Origin of the sequence: uncultured Erythrobacter sp. (genome assembly GCF_947499705.1) — a bacterium.
Classification (GTDB): domain Bacteria; phylum Pseudomonadota; class Alphaproteobacteria; order Sphingomonadales; family Sphingomonadaceae; genus Erythrobacter.
In genome coordinates this window covers 2,228,300-2,244,783 of record NZ_CANMPJ010000001.1, presented here as the reverse complement: position 1 = coordinate 2,244,783, position 16,484 = coordinate 2,228,300, and the positions used below count along the sequence as shown (strand labels likewise).

Sequence of the window (16,484 nt, the reverse complement as noted above, 5' to 3'; positions counted from 1 at the left end):
TTAGTGACCCTCGTCTGTCTTGGCCTTCTCACCTTCGGCAGCACGCGCTTGTTCGGTGAGCAGCTTATACTTCGTCCAGGTCGTCTCGTTGCGGCGGGTATCGTCCTTGGGCGGCGCCTGCTCGTAGATCGGGTAATTTTCGCGAATTTCGTTTTTCAGGACGTCCGGTAATTCCTCGAACCCGCCGGGCAGTTTCTGGCCCATCGCGTTGAACACCATCTGCCCGGGGCGTCCGCCCATATTCATCCATGGAGCCCATGGCGAAATGCGCACCCAGCTGATCATCGGATAGGCGGTTGGTGTACTGGAATCGTAAAGGTCGCTTTTGAGGGCGGCGAAGTCGAAAATCTCCATCGCGTGATATTTGTTGCCGACTGCGTCCTGATAGTCTCCGGCGAGCGGATTGGTGTAGAACAGCGGCACTTCGAATGGGATGAAAACGTAGGGCCCGGACTGGCGCAGGGTCGAAAGCTGGAAGGGCGATCCGTCGCGGCCTTTCGGGAAGTTTGGCCGTCCGTTCACTGGATCATTGTGGATCTGCATCACGGTGACAGTATCGCCGGTGTAGGGGTTCTCCCATTCATCGACCACTTCGCCAGTTTCGGGATCGAGCATCAACATGACTTCCCGGCTGATCAACCGCCATCCTGTGCCGCGCTCCGGGTCCGTAACTTCTACGCAGCGGCGAATGTTCATGCCTTCGCCCTTGAACAAAAGCTTGTCACGCACGCCGGGGCTGCGGCCATAAATGTTGCCTGACCAGTGATAGACAGCTGGTTCGTCGGCAGAGACGCCACATTGCAGGCGCTTAGAAATTTCCAGCGCGTCTTCCGGATTGGAGGGATCTAGCATTTGCGCCTGAGCCGATCCGGTTGCAAAAATCGCAGCAGTCGCCAGGCTTGCAGCAGCGAAAATAGACTTCTTGAATGTCATCAAATCCTCCAACTCCGGTCCCGGAACTAAAAATTTGTCCGGACATTTCGATATTTCATCCTTGACTTTAGATTTGTCCGGACAAATTGTGAAGTCACATAATGCTCATTATTCGGGCGATCATCGGGGACCGAACGATTCACGTGTTTTCAGCAGCAAGCCTTCTTTTCGTGCCAGGGTCTCGGCCCGACCGCTTTGCCAAGGCAAAAGCGGCTGGAGCTGGCCTGACAATCATCGATCTGGAGGATGCCGTTCCTGCCGGTGAGAAAGAGGCTGCGCGAAAGACCGCGTTCGAACACCTAGCCAGCGAATCGATGGATGGATGGGCGCTTCGGATCAATGCGGTAACAACGGCCGATGGCATTCGCGACCTCGCCGCTTTGACCACCAACGACACGCTCCCGCCATTTCTGCTTGTCCCAATGGTGGAATCGCCAGTTGAGCTGGAGATTTTGTCAAATTCTCTCGGCAATCGCTGTCCGGCACTGATACCTCTGATCGAAACGCCCAAGGGTCTGCGCCATGCGCACGAGATTGCCTGCGCATCGGGCGTGGCCGCGATGATGTTTGGCGGCGGCGACTTCTCTGCCGAACTCGGCGTAGAGCTAAGCTGGGAGCCACTGCTAACCGCTCGGCAGCAATTCATCCTCGCTTGCTCCGAACACGCCATGCCCGCAATCGATGTTCCCTATGTCCAGCTCGATAACGAAGCTGGACTGATAGAGGAATGTGCCCGCGCCGAAGCGATCGGTTTCGATGCGAAAGCAGCAATCCATCCGCGACAGGTTCCAGCAATCGAAGCTGCCTTCGAACCCGGCGATGAAGCCGTGAATGCCGCACAGCAGGCATTGCAGGCTTACGAGGACGCCGGCGAGCGCGCTATCCGGTACGATGGCCGAATGCTCGAAGCTCCGTTGGTCAAGAAATATCGCGCGATCGTTGCGCGCAAAGAAGGAAAGCAGAATGCGTGACGGTGTAATCGAAGTTTCTCCCGGCCGGTTTCGGGAGGTTCAAGGCCGCTACTTCGACGATTTCGAAGTTGGCCATATTTATGAACACCGCCCCGGACGCACGATCACCGATGCCGACAATGTGTGGTTCACTCTGCTGACGATGAACACGCATCCGGCGCATTTCGATTACGAACTCTCGAAGAAAACCGAATTTGGGAAACCCCTTGTGGTCAGCCCACTGACGATTGCTCTGATGACCGGCATGAGTGTGTCGGACACGAGCGGCAAGGCGATCGCCAATCTTGGCTGGGACGAAGTGCGCATGACCAAGCCGCTGTTTGTCGGCGATACGCTCTATTGTGAAAGCGAAGTGCTTGAGAAACGCGAGAGCAAGAGCCGCGAGGGGCAGGGCATCGTTACCTTCAAGACGGTTGGCAAAAATCAGAACAATGAGGTGGTGAGCCACTACAAACGTTCCGTACTGGTTTGGAAGCGCGGCTTCGGCTCGCTCGACGACTGAATTTACATCTAAGGACAAACATTATGGCTACCGCCGCAGTGCTCGAAAACCAGATACGCACCATCGATCCCGATGAAGAACGCGCATTCATGGACGCGATCGATCGCTGGATGGAACGCGAAGTGATCCCGGTGATCCAGCATCACGATCACAACGATCTGTGGCCGGAGAAACTGGTCGAGCAAATGGCGGAAATGGGCCTGTTTGGGGCCACTATTGGTCAGGAATATGGCGGTTTGGGCCTGCCAGCGACGACCTACGCTAAGATTGTGATGCGTATCTCTAGCTACTGGATGGCGATCACAGGAATCTTCAACTCGCACCTGATCATGGCGGCAGCGGTTGAGCGCTTCGGCACGCCAGAGCAGAAGATGAAATGGCTACCGAAATTCGCGACCGGCGAAATTCGCGGCGGTCTTGCGCTCACCGAACCGAACGCTGGCACCGACCTGCAGGCGATCCGCACCGTGGCGATGCGCGATGGGGACGACTATGTGCTGAACGGCACCAAGACGTGGATATCCAACGCGCTCAACGGCCAATGCTTCGCGATGCTTGCAAAGACCGACCCAACTGCGGACCCTCGCTACAAGGGTATGAGCCTGTTCATTGCCGATAAGCGGGATGGCCTGACGACCGGCAAGAAGTTCGACAAGCTCGGCTACAAATGCATCGATTCCGCCGAACTGATCATGGAAGACTATCGCATCCCAGCCGACCAACTGATCGGCGGAGTCGAAGGGCAGGGCTTTTTCCAGGCGACCGGCGGGCTTGAGCTCGGCCGGATCAACGTCGCCGCCCGCGGTGTTGGCCTGGCGGAAGGTTCGCTGCGCCTTGCGACCGAATATGCGCAGCAACGTGAGACCATGGGCAAACCGATTGCCCAGCATCAGGCTATCCAATTGAAGCTCGGCGAGATGGCCACGCGCGCCCGTGCCGCTCGGTTGCTGACGCTCGATGCATCGGAGGCCTATGATTCTGGCGAACGGTGCGACATGGAAGCAGGCATGGCGAAATATTTCGCTTCAGAAGCGGCAGTCGACAACAGTCAGGAAGCGATGCGGGTTTTCGGCGGCTACTCCTATTCGAAGGAATACGACATCGAGCGCTTCTATCGCGACAGCATGCTGATGTGCATTGGAGAGGGGACCAACGAAATGCAGCGGATCATCATCGCCAAACAGCACCTCAAAGCGAACCCGGTCTGACCCTGCTCCCATGAGCGTGCCGCTACCCCTAGCCGGATTCCGGATTATCAGCGCCGAGCAATACGGCGCGGGTCCCTATGGGACGATGCACCTCGCCCAGCTTGGCGCGGAAGTCATCAAGATCGAGCCGCCGCGCAAGGACGGTAAAGGCGGCGGCGATACCGCGCGCGCAGTTGGCCCGCATTTCCTGCGCAAGGATGAAAGCCTGTATTTTCAGTCGTTCAACCTCAACAAGAAATCGCTGACGCTCGATTTGCGCACTGACGAAGGCCAGCAGGTCTTGCGTGAACTGGTGGCGACCAGCCACGCCGTTGCCAACAATATGCGCGGTGATCTGCCGTCAAAATTGGGGCTGACTTACGGTGCGCTCAAGGACGTCAATCCCGCCGTCATCTGCGCGCATCTTTCCGCCTATGGCCGCGACAATGAGCGCGCCAAATGGCCGGGATACGACTACCTGATGCAGGCCGAAGCGGGCTATTGCGCGATGACTGGTGAGCCGGGGGGAGAGCCACAGCGCATGGGGCTTTCGATGGTCGATTTCATGACCGGCACGATCTTCACCATCGGATTGCTCGCGGCGCTGGTCGATGCTCAGCGCACGGGCAAAGGCCGCGACGTCGACACCGACCTGCTTTCCGCAGCGGTCCACCAGACCAGCTACCCGGCCTTGTGGTACATGAATGAGGGCGACGAAACCGCGCGGACGCCGCGTAGCGCGCACCCGACGGCTACCCCAAGCCAGATGTTCAGGGCCGCCGATGGCTGGATGTTCGTCATGTGCCAACTGCCAAAATTCTGGGATATTCTTGTCGACCGGATTGGGCGAGACGATCTGCGCGATGATCCGCGCTTTGCCAGCAATGGCGATCGTCTGTCGCAGCGCGAAGAGCTAACCCGAATTCTCGACGACGAGTTTTCCAAGCAGCCCATGGCGCATTGGCAGAAACTGCTGGCCGGATTTGTGCCTGTTGCCCCGGTTTATGAGCTGGCCGATGCACTCGACAATCCGTGGCTCGAGACCATTGGTATGCGCGACTCGGTCGATCATCCAGACCGCGAGAATGTCCAAATCCTCGCAAGCCCGATCAAGCTGGATGGCAAGCGCCTGCCCAATCGCGCCGCACCGCTGCTGGGCGCGGATAGCGATGCCATTTTGACCGATCTCGGCTATGATGAAGACGCGATTGCAAAACTGCGCGCTGGCGGGATTGTCTAAGGGGCCATGGGTAGACTTTCTGGCATCACAGTCGTCGATCTGACCCAGTTCCTGCCCGGCCCGATGATGACGGTCATGATGGCCGATCACGGCGCACGGGTGATCAAGGTTGAACCCAAAGCGGGCGATCCCGCGCGGGAAATGGAGCCGCGTGAAGCGGGCCATTCGGTGTGGTTCGCTAATCTCAATCGCGGCAAGGAAAGCGTCGTTCTCGACTTGAAGAGCGATGCGGGCAAGGCCGCTTTGGCTGACCTGTGCCGTGAGGCAGACGTCTTCGTCGAAGGGTTTCGCCCTGGAGTCATGAAGCGGCTAGGCTTCGACTATGACAGCGTCAAAGCGATCAAGCCGGACATCGTCTATTGCTCGATCTCCGCGTTTGGACAAGACGGCGCACTCGCGCATCACCCTGCGCACGACATGGCGGTTCAGGCGCTCGCGGGCTTCCTCTCGGTCAATGACGGACCCGACGGAACGCCAGTCGTCCCCGGAGCTCCCAGCGCCGACATGGCGGCCGGGCTAACAGCGCTTTCGGCGGTCTTGATGGCGATTGTCGGCAGGGACCGCACGGGCGAGGGTGCCTATATCGATTGCGCGATGTTCGACAGCTTGCTGCCATGGTGCGCGCACACGGCGGGCAGCGCGATTGCGGGAGGCGAAAGCCCGGTATCTGCTCGGCAACGCTCATTGGGCGGAGCTGGTTTCTATCAGGTCTACCAGACGTCGGACGGCAAGCACGTTTCGCTGGGAGGACGAGAGATAAAATTCGCACGCAACCTGCTAGCTGCGCTTGGTCGTGAAGACCTGATCTCTCACGCTGAGCGCGAGGCGGGTGAGCAGGGCGAACTGATCGCTTTCCTGCGTCAAACCTTTGCCACGAAGTCCCGCGACGAATGGGTTTCTTGGTTTGCGGACAAAGACGTGGCCTTCGCCCCCGTTCTCAACTTCCGCGAAGCTCTGGACGAACCGCACATCGCCGAGCGGAGCATTCTGATCGAATCCGAAGACGGCGCGCATCATATCGCGTCGCCGATCCGTTTCGCCGGTCAGCAGTTTAAGCTAGGCCCGGTGCCAGAACTGGGCGGAAAATGAACGTTTCAGCTGTCGAGGTCGATATGCATCGCGTAGGCGAAGCGATCCCCGGGGTGATGGCTGACCGAAATCTCGTAAACGTGACCCTTGGGGTCGAGATAGCAGCGCACGATCCGCAGCACGGGATCGCCTTTGTCGATCTCAAGGAAATTAGCCACGCGATCATCTGCGGTGATGGCCTGAATATCCTGCGTGACGCGACCGATGGTCACGCCCGCAATCCGCTCAATCTGGCTGAACAACGTGCCGGCGCCAAGCTCAAGTTCGTCGACAGCGTCACCGAGTCTTTCATGAAAATAAGCATCAGTCACAGCAATCGGTTGCGTGTCCGGCGTTTGCCGTCTGACCCCGCGAAATCGGCGCCAGACGCCTTTGGTGTCTTCACCGATTTGTTCGGCAACCGCTTCGGGCAACGGGCCTTCGTCACGCTCGGTATATTCCACCTCGCTATCGCGGGCGTATTGCAGCAGCTCGCCGACATTCGACAAAGGCTGATGCAGCGCGCCGCCGCGTGCAGCCGCCGGTTGAACGACCGTTCCAGAGCCGCGCTTGCGAGCGATCAGTCCTTCGGTTTGGAGGCGCTTGAGAGCTTCGCGCACCGTGAAACGACTGACGTCGTATTGCCTACAAAGCGCTGTCTCGGTCGGGAACTGCTCTCCATCGGCAAACCGTCCGGCAAGAATGGCTTCGCGCAATTCGCCCGCCACCTGCATGTAGCGCGGTATTTTCCCTTTTTTAGGCGCGCTAGCGTCAGCCAATTCAGTCTCCATGTCCCGTATTCGAAGCGGGAGCACGCTCTATGAGCGAACCACTGCTCTCGCAACTTTCCAAGAGAATAGCGCGCCCGGTCCCGGATGGCGAGAAAATGCGTGCGCGTTTGCACCTACTTGATTGGCTAGCGTGCGTGGCTGGTGCACGCGACATGGAAGCGGGCCATATGGGCGGGGCGATTTCGTCGCTCGGTTGGGAGCGCGCGACCTATGCTGGCAATGCGCTGGAGATGGATGACGTGCACCGCACGGCATTGCTGCATCCCGGCCCGGTGGTGTGGCCAGCCGCGATGAGCATGGCGAGTTCTACGCTGGACCAGCGGCTAGAGGCGGCGGTGCGAGGATATGAGGCGATGATCGCCGTCGGTGCTGCCTTCGATGCGCATCACTACGCGCATTGGCATCCTACCGCGACTGCGGGCGTGTTCGGAGCCTGTGCAGCCTTCGGTTCGCTGATCGGCTTTGCGCCGATTGAATATGCCAACGCGATGGGCAATGCCGGATCGGTCGCGGGCGGGCTATGGCATATGCGGCACGACAATGTGCTGACTAAGCAATGGCATATCTATCACGCGGTCAGGACGGGACGGGACGCGGCTCTGCATGTCCACTACGGTGCGACTGGCCCGGCGGCGTTACTCGAAGGACCGCAGGGCCTGTTCGCCGCGACGACGCAGGAGCCCGGAGATTTGGCTGGAAATCGCGCGGGTTGGCTCATCAACGAAGTCAGCTTCAAGCCCTTCGCAGCCTGCCGCCATGCCCATCCGGCAATCGATGCGGCGTTGCAATTGCGCGAGGCCGGCAAGTTGGAAGCGCCTTTCAAGGTCGAGACGTTCGCCGACGCTCTGACCTTCTGCAACCGGCCCGATCCGACCACTGAGCTGGAAGCAAAATTCTCGCTCCAACATGCTGTCGCTGTGGTTGCTGATGGCCGCGATGCCAAGCCTGAGGATTTCACTGAAGAAACCGTTGCCGCACTTGCCGACCTGCGAGCGCAGGTGACGGTTGCGGAAGAGCCCGCGATCACTGCCCGCTATCCCGCGCATTTCGGGGCACGGGTGAATGGGATGGAAGTGGTCGATACGCTTGGCGATCCTGAGCGCCCCATCGGAGGGGATCATATCTCCGAAAAGATGAGAACGCTGGGAAAGTGGGGAGGGCTCTCCGAGAAAGAGGCCGACCGCGCTACCGACCTCGCACTGCGCGGCGATGACGCTGCAGCAATCGACGCGATGCTGGAGCAATGGCTGGGATGAGCGCGACGGACGACCTTCTGGCCTTTGCAGGCGCGGATCACAAACTGCCGCCCAAGGTTCGTACTTCTACAATCCGGCTGCTGCGCGATACACTGGCAATCGGCGCGGCGGCGGTTGACGCGCCGGGCGAGCCCGCCATCCTCCAGACGGCTCGGGCATTCGGGCAGGGCGAGGAGGCGCGACTGCTGGGAACCGACGAGCGTTTGCCTGCCCCTTCTGCCGCATTCGTGAATGGATACCGCATCCATTGTCTGGAATGGGATGCAGTGCACGAACCCGCCGTGGTTCACGCCATGAGCGTGGTGACGGCAGCGCTCGGAGCGGTGATTGACCGGCGCGGTGGTAACAATCGCGAAGAGACGCTGGTCGCGCTCGCCATTGGCGTCGATATCGCGTCGGGGCTTGGACTGTGCGCCGACAGCGCGATGCGGTTTTTCCGCCCGGCCATTTGCGGTGTGATGGGCGCGGCGGTCGCTGTAGCCCGGATCGACGGTGCGCCGCTCGATGATGCGCTTGGCCTGGCCTATTCAAGCGCCGCCGGAACGATGCAAGCGCATGTCGAGGGCAGCGAAACCTTGCCATTCCAGATCGCCAACGCGGCGCGAGCTGCCGTTGTGGCCAGTGACCTTGCCAAAGCGGGATTTTCCGCCCCGAAAGATCCTCTCGACGGGCCGTTCGGCTATCTCAAACTGTTCGAAGATGGCGATTTGACCCGTTACACCCAGGATCTCGGCAAAGTCTGGCGTATCGCACAGGTCAGTACCAAGCCCTATCCCTCGGGCCGGGCAAGCCATGCGGCGCTCAGCAAGCTGGCACGGTTGAGGCTTAACCCCGACAATGTCGCGTCAATCGAACTGGCGTGCCCGCCACTGATCCGGCGGCTGGTGGATCGTCCCTATTCAGCCGACATGTCCCCGGCATGGGCGCGGCTGTGCATGCCCTATCTTGCGGCGCTGATGCTCACCGACAAGCGCATCGACCCGCGCCGCTTCAGCCCGGAAGATATCGCCGACCCTGCGCTGGCCGCCATTGCGGGCAAAGTGCGGCTGACGGATGATGGCAACGCAGATGAGAACGCGCTGTTTCCGCAAAGCCTTACAATCACGATGGCCGACGGCGCGGTCGAACGACACTTGGTCGAACACACGCTCGGCAGTCCCGGCAATCCGCTGAACCGCCCGCAAACCATGAGGAAACTCCGTCTCGCACGTGAGCTTGCGCCCGACAGCGCTGACCCGCGCATCTTCGAAGATACTCATTCCTATTTCACGGACCCGAAATGACCTATCCGACCTATTTCGAAGCGCTTGATCACAGGCAGATGCTGGCCGATTATCCGGTCGGCGACGAGTTCGTTGCGCGCTACAAAGCCATGAGCCGTGATGAACTATTCGCGGTGCAGGACGCGCAATTCAAACGGCTGATGGTCAAGGGTTGGCAGGTGCCGTTCTATCAGCGGCTGTGGGGCGCGCAGGGGATCGAACCGGGCGATATCACCGGGCTGGCCGACATCACCAAGCTGCCAGTTTACGACAAGTCCGACCTGATGGCTTCGATCACCGAGCATCCGCCTTACGGCGACTTTCACGGCATGGGCGATGCCGCTAACCGTCCGCCTACGATCTTTCACACAACCTCCGGCACAACTGGCAAGCCGCAAGTGCTGATGTTCGGTCCCAAGGGGCGCGAAGTCGGTAATCTGCTGGTCGGACGAATGTATCGCTGGATGGGGCTGCATTCGGACGATGTGGTCCACTCGGTCTATGGCCACGGCATGATCAATGGCGGGCATTACATCCGCGAGGCTGTGACCAAGTTTACCAACTCGATTTTCCTGTCGGCAGGCACCGGGATCGAGACGCGGAGTATCAATCAAGTTCAGCTGATGGCCGATTTTGGCGTGACCGCCGTGGTTGGCTTCGTCGATTATGTGCGCAAACTGGCAGGCACCGCCGAGGAACTTGGCCTGTTCGACAAGATCGATATCCGCATGATCATCGGCCATCTGGGCACCGAGGACCGGCAGGCGACCGAAGACGCCTGGCACGGTGCGAAAGCCTATGACTGGTACGGCGTCGGCGACACCGGCTCGATAGCGGGCGAGGGGCCGGACCGCGACGGGATGTATGTGTGGGAAGATGCGCAATATCTCGAACTGCTCGACATCGACAGCGGAGCGCCTGTTGCTCATGGCGAGACCGGGGACATGGTCGTCACGTGCCTCTACAAGGACGACGTCGCGCCCTGCATCCGCTTCAACACCCACGACATCACGCATGAATTGGATGGGCGGGGCGAGATCGCGTTCAAGCGCATCGCAGGCTTCCGTGGGCGCAGCGATAACATGGTGAAACTGCGCGGGATCAACGTCTTTCCGCACGCGATTGGCGCAATTATTGAGAACCGTCCGGACCTGACCGGCGAATATGTCTGCCACCTGACCCGCGATGCAAGCCAGCGCGATTCGATGCGCGTGACGCTGGAAAGCCATGGCGGGACGGATGCGGCGGAATTGGCAGAGAAGCTCAAACAGGGTCTCGGTGTCGAGGTCGAGATTGCGCTTTGCAAACCCGGCGGAACAGCTGCCGTGACTGAGATCGACAAGCGGCAAAAGCCGCTGCGGTTGATCGATGAGCGGGGCATCTGAGCGTGGATATGACCCTCGACCCTTTCAACGCATTCGTTTCTCGCGATTGGACGGCGGTGGAGAATGCCGAACCGATCGACGGCCCGTTGGCCGGAATGACCGTTGGTGTGAAGGCCAATATCGCGGTCAAGGGAATGCCTTTCCATGCCGGACTCGGCGCATGGACACGGCGAGAGGCCAATGCCGACGCCGAGGTGATCACGCGTTTGCGTGAGGCAGGCGCGGTGATCACCGGCATCACCAACATGGAAGAGGGCGCGCTGGGTGCGAAGACCGACAACCCGCATTTCGGTCCGACCCACAATCCGCACCGTCATGGATATTCGCCTGGTGGTTCGTCAGGAGGCAGTGCCGCGGCGGTGGCAGCTGGTTTGTGCGATGTGGCGCTCGGAACCGATACGATGGGCTCGATCCGCATCCCAGCCGCGCATTGCGGGGTCTATGGCTTCAAGCTCGCGACCGACCGGGTGAGCCAGGACGGGCTGATCCCCGCCGATCCCTCGCTCGACGCGATTGGACCACTGGCGCGCGATCTCGATACGCTAGAGCGAGTATCGCGCGTCATCTCCGATTTTGGCGACGGCAATATCGAGGGTTCCGGTGCCACTTTGATCGAGCACGGGGTGAAGTGCCATCCCGACGTTGACCAGGCGTTTGGGCGAGCTCTCACCGAGCTTGGGCATCCTGAGACCGAAAAACTCGCCCATCCGAACTCGCGTATCCGGTTCGCCGGATTTGTCGGTGTCTCGAAATTCATGGCGGGCGATCTCGCGGATGTTGCGAAGTCTGATCATCTCGCGAAGCTGCTGACCTATGGACCGCGTCGCTCTGACGCGGATTGGGTCGAGGACCAAAGCATGCTTGCCGAAACCGGCACCGCTGTGCGCGCAATTGTGAAACGGCACGGCTTTCTGATCCTTCCCACCGTCCCCAATCCACCATTCCCGCATTCCGAACCTGAACCTGCCGCGCAGGCCGACTTTACCTGCCTTGCCAACATCGCCGGATTGCCTGCACTCTCCATCCCCGCCGGTTGGACCGAGGACGGTCTGCCCATCGGTGTGCAGATCATCGGAGAAGCGGGCGCTGAGGCGGGACTGTTCCGGATCGCCCGCGACCTCGACAGCAAACTCGGCGCCTATCGCGCGCCCCAAAAAGGAGCCTGATACCCATGCGCATTATTGTACCGTTCAACCTGAAGCCCGGAACCGATGTCGCCGAATACGAAGAATGGGCCAAGACCAAAGACGTGCCGACCGCGAGCGCGCTGCCTTCGGTCAACAGCTTCACCGTGCACAAAGCGACCGGCCTGTTCGGCGATCCCGACACCCCGCCGCCCTATGCCTATTTCGAGATCCTCGACATCACCAACATGGATGACTTCGTGAAGGATGTTTCGGACCCTGATTTCCAAGCCAAGGCGGCCCCGTTTCAGGACTATGCCAACGGCCCGCAATTCATCCTGACTGAAGACTTGTAAGAGTGGGGGACTTCTAAGGTGGCTAAATTCACAGGCAAGACGGTCGTAGTCACCGGCTCGGGCAAGGAGAAGGGGCTGGGGCAGGGCATCCTGCAAGCATTCGCCGATGAAGGTGCCAACTGCGTCGTCTCGGACCTGACCATCGACGCGGAAGCCGATGCTGTTGCTGAGGAACTGCGCGGACGCGGGGCAAAAGTCGCGACTATCGCGTGCGACGTTTCCAAAGCCGACCAATGCCAGGCGCTCGTGGCGAAGACACTCGCGCATTTCCCGACGCTCGATGTGTTCGTCAACAATGCCGGGATCGGCTTCAAGATGAAGCCGCTGCTCGACGTCGACACGGCCGATGAATGGGATCAGGTGATTGCGGTCAACCTTTCGGGTGCATTCTACAGCACGCAGGCCGCCGCACGCGCAATGGTCGATGCGGGCAAAGGCGGGCGGATCATCAACATCGCCAGCCAAGCGGCGAAAACCGGCTTCCCTCACCTGCCTGCTTATGTCTCGTCCAAACACGGCATGGTCGGCCTGACCCGTGCGTCGGCGGTCGAACTGGGCGCACACGGGATCACGGTGAACGCGATCTGCCCGAACCATGTCACCACTGGACTTGGGGCGCAGCAGAACGAGTATTTCAGCAAACTGCTCGGCTTCGCCACTGTCGAAGAATACCTCGCCAATATGAGCGCCAAAAACCCCATGGGGCGGCCCGGTCTGCCGAGTGATACCGCCGCTGCATGTCTCTGGCTCGCCAGCGATGAGGCCTTCTATGTGACCGGAGAAGCGCTCAATGTGAGCGGCGGGGAGGAAATGCACTGATGCCGCTGACCGAAGAACGGATGGACCTGCCGAACAACGCCAAGATGGCGCTTAGCGTTGTCGTCAATGTCGAAGAGGGCAGCGAAATGACCATCGCGCGCGGCGATCGCGGCATGGAGCCGGTCGACGAATTGGGTGTTTTCGTGAAGTCGAAGATGCGCAATTACTCGAACGAAAGCAATTATCTCTACGGGATCAAGGCTGGCGCGCCGCGGATCGTCAAACTGCTCAAGCGCTATAACATCATGGCCAGCTGGACCGTCGCCGCGCTAAGCCTCGAAAACCATCCCGAGATTGCCGAAGCGATTGTTGAACTGGGCCATGAGCCGGTCAGCCATGGTTGGCGCTGGGTGCACCAGTTCAAGATGGACGAGGACCAGGAACGCGAGTTCATTCGCAAGGCTGTCACCAGCATCGAAAAGACCTGTGGCGTGCGCCCTTGCGGTTGGCTGTCGCGCTATCTGCTCACCGACAACACGCGGCGGCTGCTGTCAGAAGAGGGCTTCACCTACCACATGGACGATTACAGCGGCGACGTGCCTTTCTGGGATCGTGACACCATTCCCGGGAAGCCGATGTGTATCCTGCCATATCAGCTCGACAGCAATGATATGAAGATGTGGACCGACCCGGCACTGTCCCCGCATCAATGGCTCGATTATGCCAAAGCAAACTTCGATCAGGTCTATCGCGAAGGCGAGGAAGGGAACCCGAAAATGATGAGTCTTGGGCTACACCTCCGCATCATCGGGCGGCCCGGTCGCATCTGGGCATTGGAGGAATTCTTCAACCATGTCCGCGCGCATGACGGCGTGTGGGTGACCACGCGCAAGGCGATTGCCGATCATTTCATCGCGGAGAACCCGGCTTGAACCTGCGCCTCGAAATGAATGGTCCGGTTGCGCACCTGCTGATCGACCGGGCGGATAAGCGCAACGCCTTCAACATGGCGATGTGGGAGGCAATGCCGAACTTGCTCGATCAGGTGGAGCGCAATCCTGAAGCGAAGGTGCTTGTCCTGCGCGCGGCGGATGGCGGTGCGTTCTGTGCGGGGGCCGACATCAGGGAATTGCTGGCGAACAAGGATGACGCGGCCTGGCGCGCGGCCAATCAAGCGGCGATCAATCGGGTGCAGTACAAGCTCACGCGGCTCGACATGCCCACGCTGGCTTGGGTCGAGGGTGATTGCGTCGGCGGCGGCTGCGGTCTGGCTTTGGCCTGCGATCTGCGGCTGGCGACCAAAGCCGCGCGTTTCGGTATCACGCCCGCCAAATTGGGTCTTGTCTATCCGCTGCACGATGTGAAACTGCTGACCGATCTGGTCGGGCCGGGGCACGCGAGACGGATGCTCTACACCGGCATTCTCCATGACGCTCAGGAAGCGCAGCGGATCGGCCTGATCGAGCAGATTGCAGACAGCCCCGACGACGCTATCGCCGCGCTGCTCGCGGCCAGCCCACATTCGATCCGCGAAAGCAAGCGCATGATCCGCTTCGTTCTCGACGGACAAAGCGAGGAGAACGAGGAAACCGCAGAAATGTTCGCGCGCGCCTTCACTATGCCGGATTTCGCCGAGGGCACGCAGGCTTTTGTCGAGAAGCGCAAGCCGGAATTCGGCGAATGAGCATCGCTCACGGAACGATAATGGGCGGTCTTTCGACTGTGCCCGATCTTTCCGACGCACTGAGCGGGTACCGCGATTGCCTCGGCCTGGAACTGGTCGAGCAAGGCGCACTCGCCGCCGATCTCGCGGCAAGCTGGAATTGTCCCGGCAACGCAGGTTCACCTTACGCAGTGCTGCGCCCGAAAAGCGGCGCACCGTGCTGGTTCCGCCTCGTAGAGCAGCCCGATCATCCCGGGTTCAAACCCACGCGCAGTTACGGCTGGGCCGCGTTCGAATGCACGGTCGAGGATGTGTGGCACTGGCCCGACGTCGTCGAAGGTGCGGGCTTCACCATCGTCGGTCCGCCCAAGAAGCTCGAGAATATCGAGCCAGCCTTCATCCCGATGCAGGTGCTCGGGACGGGGCGCGAGATGGTCTATCTCAACCAGGTGCTGAACGACATGCCGGGGACAGACCTGCCGCGCGCCAAATCGGCTGTGGACCGCATATTCATCGTCGTGCTGGCGACCCCGGATCGCGATGCGAGCGTCGAATGGTATCGTGACCGATTGGGTCTGACGCGCGGCGCGGATTACTCTCTACCCTATTCGATGATCAACAACGCCTTCGGCCTGCCGGCCGATACGCTGACCACGATCACGATGGTCCAGCATGACCGGATGCCGATTGTGGAGGTGGACGACTATCCCGCAGCGGCGACCGATCGACCGTGTCACCATGAGCAACTGCCTCCCGGTAACGCATTGGTCAGTCTCGCGGTGCGTGATGTCGATCAGTGCGATGTTGACTGGATCATGCCGCCCGATGCTCGCCAAGGGGCGCTCTATGAGGAGCGACGGTGCGGAACGACCATTGGCGCTGGCGGAGAATTGGTCGAGCTGGTCGAGGTCGGCGAATGATTGGCCGCTGGCTCGCTGGCATGTTTGCGCTGTGCATCGCCTCAGCCGAACCTCTTAAAGCCGATACGTCACTTTCGCCGCGTGAGGTGGTGGAGCGCGGGCTTGAGGCGCATGGAGGCGAGGCATTCCTCGATCCGCAGACCCTGCAGCTCGAAGGCACCGCCACCTTCTTCGATCCGGCCACAGGTGAAGTCCGCTCGGTCGCGGACGATTATCGCATGTGGCGCGCATTCGAGCGCGGGCGGAAGGTCGCACATGGTGCCGATGGTAAGGTGCGCATCGTTGCCAACGCGGGCGAGCGCAACCTGTTCGAAGTCGGCTACGATGGCGAGACCACGTGGACCCAGGACGGCATCATGCCTAAGGCGCAGGCCGACGCCTATTGGGCCAGCAATTTCGGCTTCGGGATTGTCCGTTCGGCGCTCGACGACGGGTTCGCGCTCAGCTTCGCTCCACCACGCAAGGTCCGTGGGCATAGGGTTTCCCTAATCCGCATTACCGATCCGGGCGGGCAGGAGACGCTGTTCGGGTTCGACGTCGAAAGCGGTTTCATCCGCTATATGGCGTTCGACAGTGCGCGCGGTTTTCACGAGCGGATCTACGGCGATTTCGTGCGCCTTCCCGATAGCGGCTGGGTGCAGGCACGTTCGGTCACTCTGTTGTATGACGGCGTGATCAGCAATACGGTGCTGTGGACCAAGGTCACGGTGGGCGAGCCCATCGATCCATCAGTCTTCACGCCGCCGCAAAGGGAACCCTAGTGCCACTTTACGCCTTTTACTGCCGCGATGGAGAGCATGGGGCGCGGCTGCGCGAGCTGCACTTGGCTGCGCATCTCGACCATGTCGAAGCGCATATCGAGGATTACGCTGTGGCAGGCCCGCTCAAGCGCGGCGAGGAAACCATCGGATCGATGCTCGTCATCAAGGCCGGTGATGAAGATGCCGCGCGCGCTAAATTCGAAGCCGATCCCTATTTCAACGCGGGCGTCTGGCAATCGATCTCGGCAAGCGAGTTTCGCGGCGTTGCGGGTGATTGGGTTGGCGGAACCGCTTGGAAAGGCTGAT

18 protein-coding genes are annotated in these 16,484 nt (G+C 60.3%); 16 read left to right on the top strand and 2 right to left on the bottom strand.

What is annotated here, in order from left to right:
• Positions 1 to 933, bottom strand: coding sequence for a DUF1838 family protein (locus Q0837_RS10640; protein ID WP_298468649.1), 933 nt, complete (start codon positions 931 to 933; stop codon positions 1 to 3).
• 101 nt (positions 934 to 1,034) lie between these two features.
• Here Q0837_RS10640 and Q0837_RS10635 point away from each other — a divergent pair, with 101 nt between their 5' ends.
• The 5 genes from Q0837_RS10635 to Q0837_RS10615 are packed head-to-tail and all read left to right on the top strand — an operon-like array spanning position 1,035 to position 5,922.
• Positions 1,035 to 1,904, top strand: a complete 870-nt coding sequence (locus Q0837_RS10635; protein WP_298468647.1) for a CoA ester lyase — start codon at positions 1,035 to 1,037, stop codon at positions 1,902 to 1,904.
• Complete coding sequence (locus Q0837_RS10630; protein WP_298468646.1) at positions 1,897 to 2,406, top strand: MaoC family dehydratase; 510 nt, start codon at positions 1,897 to 1,899, stop codon at positions 2,404 to 2,406. The genes Q0837_RS10635 and Q0837_RS10630 overlap by 8 nt, the downstream gene beginning before the upstream one ends.
• A gap of 23 nt (positions 2,407 to 2,429) precedes the next feature.
• Positions 2,430 to 3,614 carry an acyl-CoA dehydrogenase family protein gene (locus Q0837_RS10625; RefSeq protein WP_298468644.1) on the top strand — a complete coding sequence of 395 codons (1,185 nt, stop codon included), beginning with the start codon at positions 2,430 to 2,432 and terminating at the stop codon, positions 3,612 to 3,614.
• A gap of 10 nt (positions 3,615 to 3,624) precedes the next feature.
• Complete coding sequence (locus Q0837_RS10620; RefSeq protein WP_298468642.1) at positions 3,625 to 4,833, top strand: CaiB/BaiF CoA-transferase family protein; 1,209 nt, start codon at positions 3,625 to 3,627, stop codon at positions 4,831 to 4,833.
• A gap of 6 nt (positions 4,834 to 4,839) precedes the next feature.
• Positions 4,840 to 5,922 (top strand): CaiB/BaiF CoA-transferase family protein, encoded by a 1,083-nt coding sequence (locus Q0837_RS10615; RefSeq protein ID WP_298468640.1) that lies wholly within the window; start codon positions 4,840 to 4,842, stop codon positions 5,920 to 5,922.
• 5 nt (positions 5,923 to 5,927) lie between these two features.
• On the opposite strand, the gene Q0837_RS10610 is transcribed toward Q0837_RS10615, so the two are convergent.
• Positions 5,928 to 6,680: a GntR family transcriptional regulator gene (locus Q0837_RS10610; protein ID WP_298468637.1), complete on the bottom strand. Its 753-nt coding sequence runs from the start codon at positions 6,678 to 6,680 to the stop codon at positions 5,928 to 5,930.
• 41 nt (positions 6,681 to 6,721) lie between these two features.
• Here Q0837_RS10610 and Q0837_RS10605 point away from each other — a divergent pair, with 41 nt between their 5' ends.
• From Q0837_RS10605 to Q0837_RS10555, 11 genes are read left to right on the top strand one after another with little or no spacing between them, the layout of a single operon-like run.
• Positions 6,722 to 7,948 (top strand): MmgE/PrpD family protein, encoded by a 1,227-nt coding sequence (locus tag Q0837_RS10605; RefSeq protein ID WP_298468636.1) that lies wholly within the window; start codon positions 6,722 to 6,724, stop codon positions 7,946 to 7,948.
• Positions 7,945 to 9,231, top strand: a complete 1,287-nt coding sequence (locus Q0837_RS10600) for an MmgE/PrpD family protein (protein ID WP_298468635.1) — start codon at positions 7,945 to 7,947, stop codon at positions 9,229 to 9,231. Before Q0837_RS10605 ends, Q0837_RS10600 begins: the two co-directional genes overlap by 4 nt.
• Positions 9,228 to 10,595, top strand: a complete 1,368-nt coding sequence (locus tag Q0837_RS10595) for a phenylacetate--CoA ligase family protein (RefSeq protein WP_298468633.1) — start codon at positions 9,228 to 9,230, stop codon at positions 10,593 to 10,595. Before Q0837_RS10600 ends, Q0837_RS10595 begins: the two co-directional genes overlap by 4 nt.
• An 8-nt stretch (positions 10,596 to 10,603) precedes the next feature.
• A complete protein-coding gene (locus tag Q0837_RS10590; protein ID WP_298468631.1) occupies positions 10,604 to 11,761 on the top strand; it encodes an amidase in 1,158 nt (385 codons plus the stop codon).
• 5 nt (positions 11,762 to 11,766) lie between these two features.
• Positions 11,767 to 12,075: an REDY-like protein HapK gene (locus tag Q0837_RS10585; RefSeq protein WP_298468629.1), complete on the top strand. Its 309-nt coding sequence runs from the start codon at positions 11,767 to 11,769 to the stop codon at positions 12,073 to 12,075.
• A gap of 18 nt (positions 12,076 to 12,093) precedes the next feature.
• Positions 12,094 to 12,894: an SDR family NAD(P)-dependent oxidoreductase gene (locus Q0837_RS10580; RefSeq protein WP_298468628.1), complete on the top strand. Its 801-nt coding sequence runs from the start codon at positions 12,094 to 12,096 to the stop codon at positions 12,892 to 12,894.
• Entirely contained in the window at positions 12,894 to 13,766 is an 873-nt protein-coding gene (locus Q0837_RS10575; protein ID WP_298468627.1) for a polysaccharide deacetylase family protein, read from the top strand. Before Q0837_RS10580 ends, Q0837_RS10575 begins: the two co-directional genes overlap by 1 nt.
• Entirely contained in the window at positions 13,763 to 14,518 is a 756-nt protein-coding gene (locus Q0837_RS10570; RefSeq protein ID WP_298468626.1) for an enoyl-CoA hydratase/isomerase family protein, read from the top strand. The genes Q0837_RS10575 and Q0837_RS10570 overlap by 4 nt, the downstream gene beginning before the upstream one ends.
• Positions 14,515 to 15,417, top strand: coding sequence for a VOC family protein (locus Q0837_RS10565; RefSeq protein ID WP_298468625.1), 903 nt, complete (start codon positions 14,515 to 14,517; stop codon positions 15,415 to 15,417). Before Q0837_RS10570 ends, Q0837_RS10565 begins: the two co-directional genes overlap by 4 nt.
• Positions 15,414 to 16,178, top strand: coding sequence for a hypothetical protein (locus tag Q0837_RS10560; protein ID WP_298468624.1), 765 nt, complete (start codon positions 15,414 to 15,416; stop codon positions 16,176 to 16,178). Before Q0837_RS10565 ends, Q0837_RS10560 begins: the two co-directional genes overlap by 4 nt.
• Positions 16,178 to 16,483 (top strand): YciI family protein, encoded by a 306-nt coding sequence (locus Q0837_RS10555; protein WP_298468623.1) that lies wholly within the window; start codon positions 16,178 to 16,180, stop codon positions 16,481 to 16,483. The genes Q0837_RS10560 and Q0837_RS10555 overlap by 1 nt, the downstream gene beginning before the upstream one ends.
• Position 16,484: the final 1 nt, after the last annotated feature.

Excerpts from the sequence above, each read along its gene's own strand:
- Q0837_RS10575 (WP_298468627.1), top strand. The coding sequence starts at position 12,894 with ATGCCGCTGACCGAAGAACGGATGGACCTGCCGAACAACGCCAAGATG.
- Q0837_RS10630 (WP_298468646.1), top strand. The coding sequence starts at position 1,897 with ATGCGTGACGGTGTAATCGAAGTTTCTCCCGGCCGGTTTCGGGAGGTT.
- Q0837_RS10605 (WP_298468636.1), top strand. The coding sequence starts at position 6,722 with ATGAGCGAACCACTGCTCTCGCAACTTTCCAAGAGAATAGCGCGCCCG.
- Q0837_RS10565 (WP_298468625.1), top strand. The coding sequence starts at position 14,515 with ATGAGCATCGCTCACGGAACGATAATGGGCGGTCTTTCGACTGTGCCC.
- Q0837_RS10585 (WP_298468629.1), top strand. The coding sequence starts at position 11,767 with ATGCGCATTATTGTACCGTTCAACCTGAAGCCCGGAACCGATGTCGCC.
- Q0837_RS10595 (WP_298468633.1), top strand. The coding sequence starts at position 9,228 with ATGACCTATCCGACCTATTTCGAAGCGCTTGATCACAGGCAGATGCTG.
- Q0837_RS10635 (WP_298468647.1), top strand. The coding sequence starts at position 1,035 with ATGCTCATTATTCGGGCGATCATCGGGGACCGAACGATTCACGTGTTT.
- Q0837_RS10560 (WP_298468624.1), top strand. The coding sequence starts at position 15,414 with ATGATTGGCCGCTGGCTCGCTGGCATGTTTGCGCTGTGCATCGCCTCA.
- Q0837_RS10620 (WP_298468642.1), top strand. The coding sequence starts at position 3,625 with ATGAGCGTGCCGCTACCCCTAGCCGGATTCCGGATTATCAGCGCCGAG.
- Q0837_RS10615 (WP_298468640.1), top strand. The coding sequence starts at position 4,840 with ATGGGTAGACTTTCTGGCATCACAGTCGTCGATCTGACCCAGTTCCTG.
- Q0837_RS10590 (WP_298468631.1), top strand. The coding sequence starts at position 10,604 with ATGACCCTCGACCCTTTCAACGCATTCGTTTCTCGCGATTGGACGGCG.
- Q0837_RS10640 (WP_298468649.1), bottom strand. The coding sequence starts at position 933 with ATGACATTCAAGAAGTCTATTTTCGCTGCTGCAAGCCTGGCGACTGCT.
- Q0837_RS10625 (WP_298468644.1), top strand. The coding sequence starts at position 2,430 with ATGGCTACCGCCGCAGTGCTCGAAAACCAGATACGCACCATCGATCCC.
- Q0837_RS10600 (WP_298468635.1), top strand. The coding sequence starts at position 7,945 with ATGAGCGCGACGGACGACCTTCTGGCCTTTGCAGGCGCGGATCACAAA.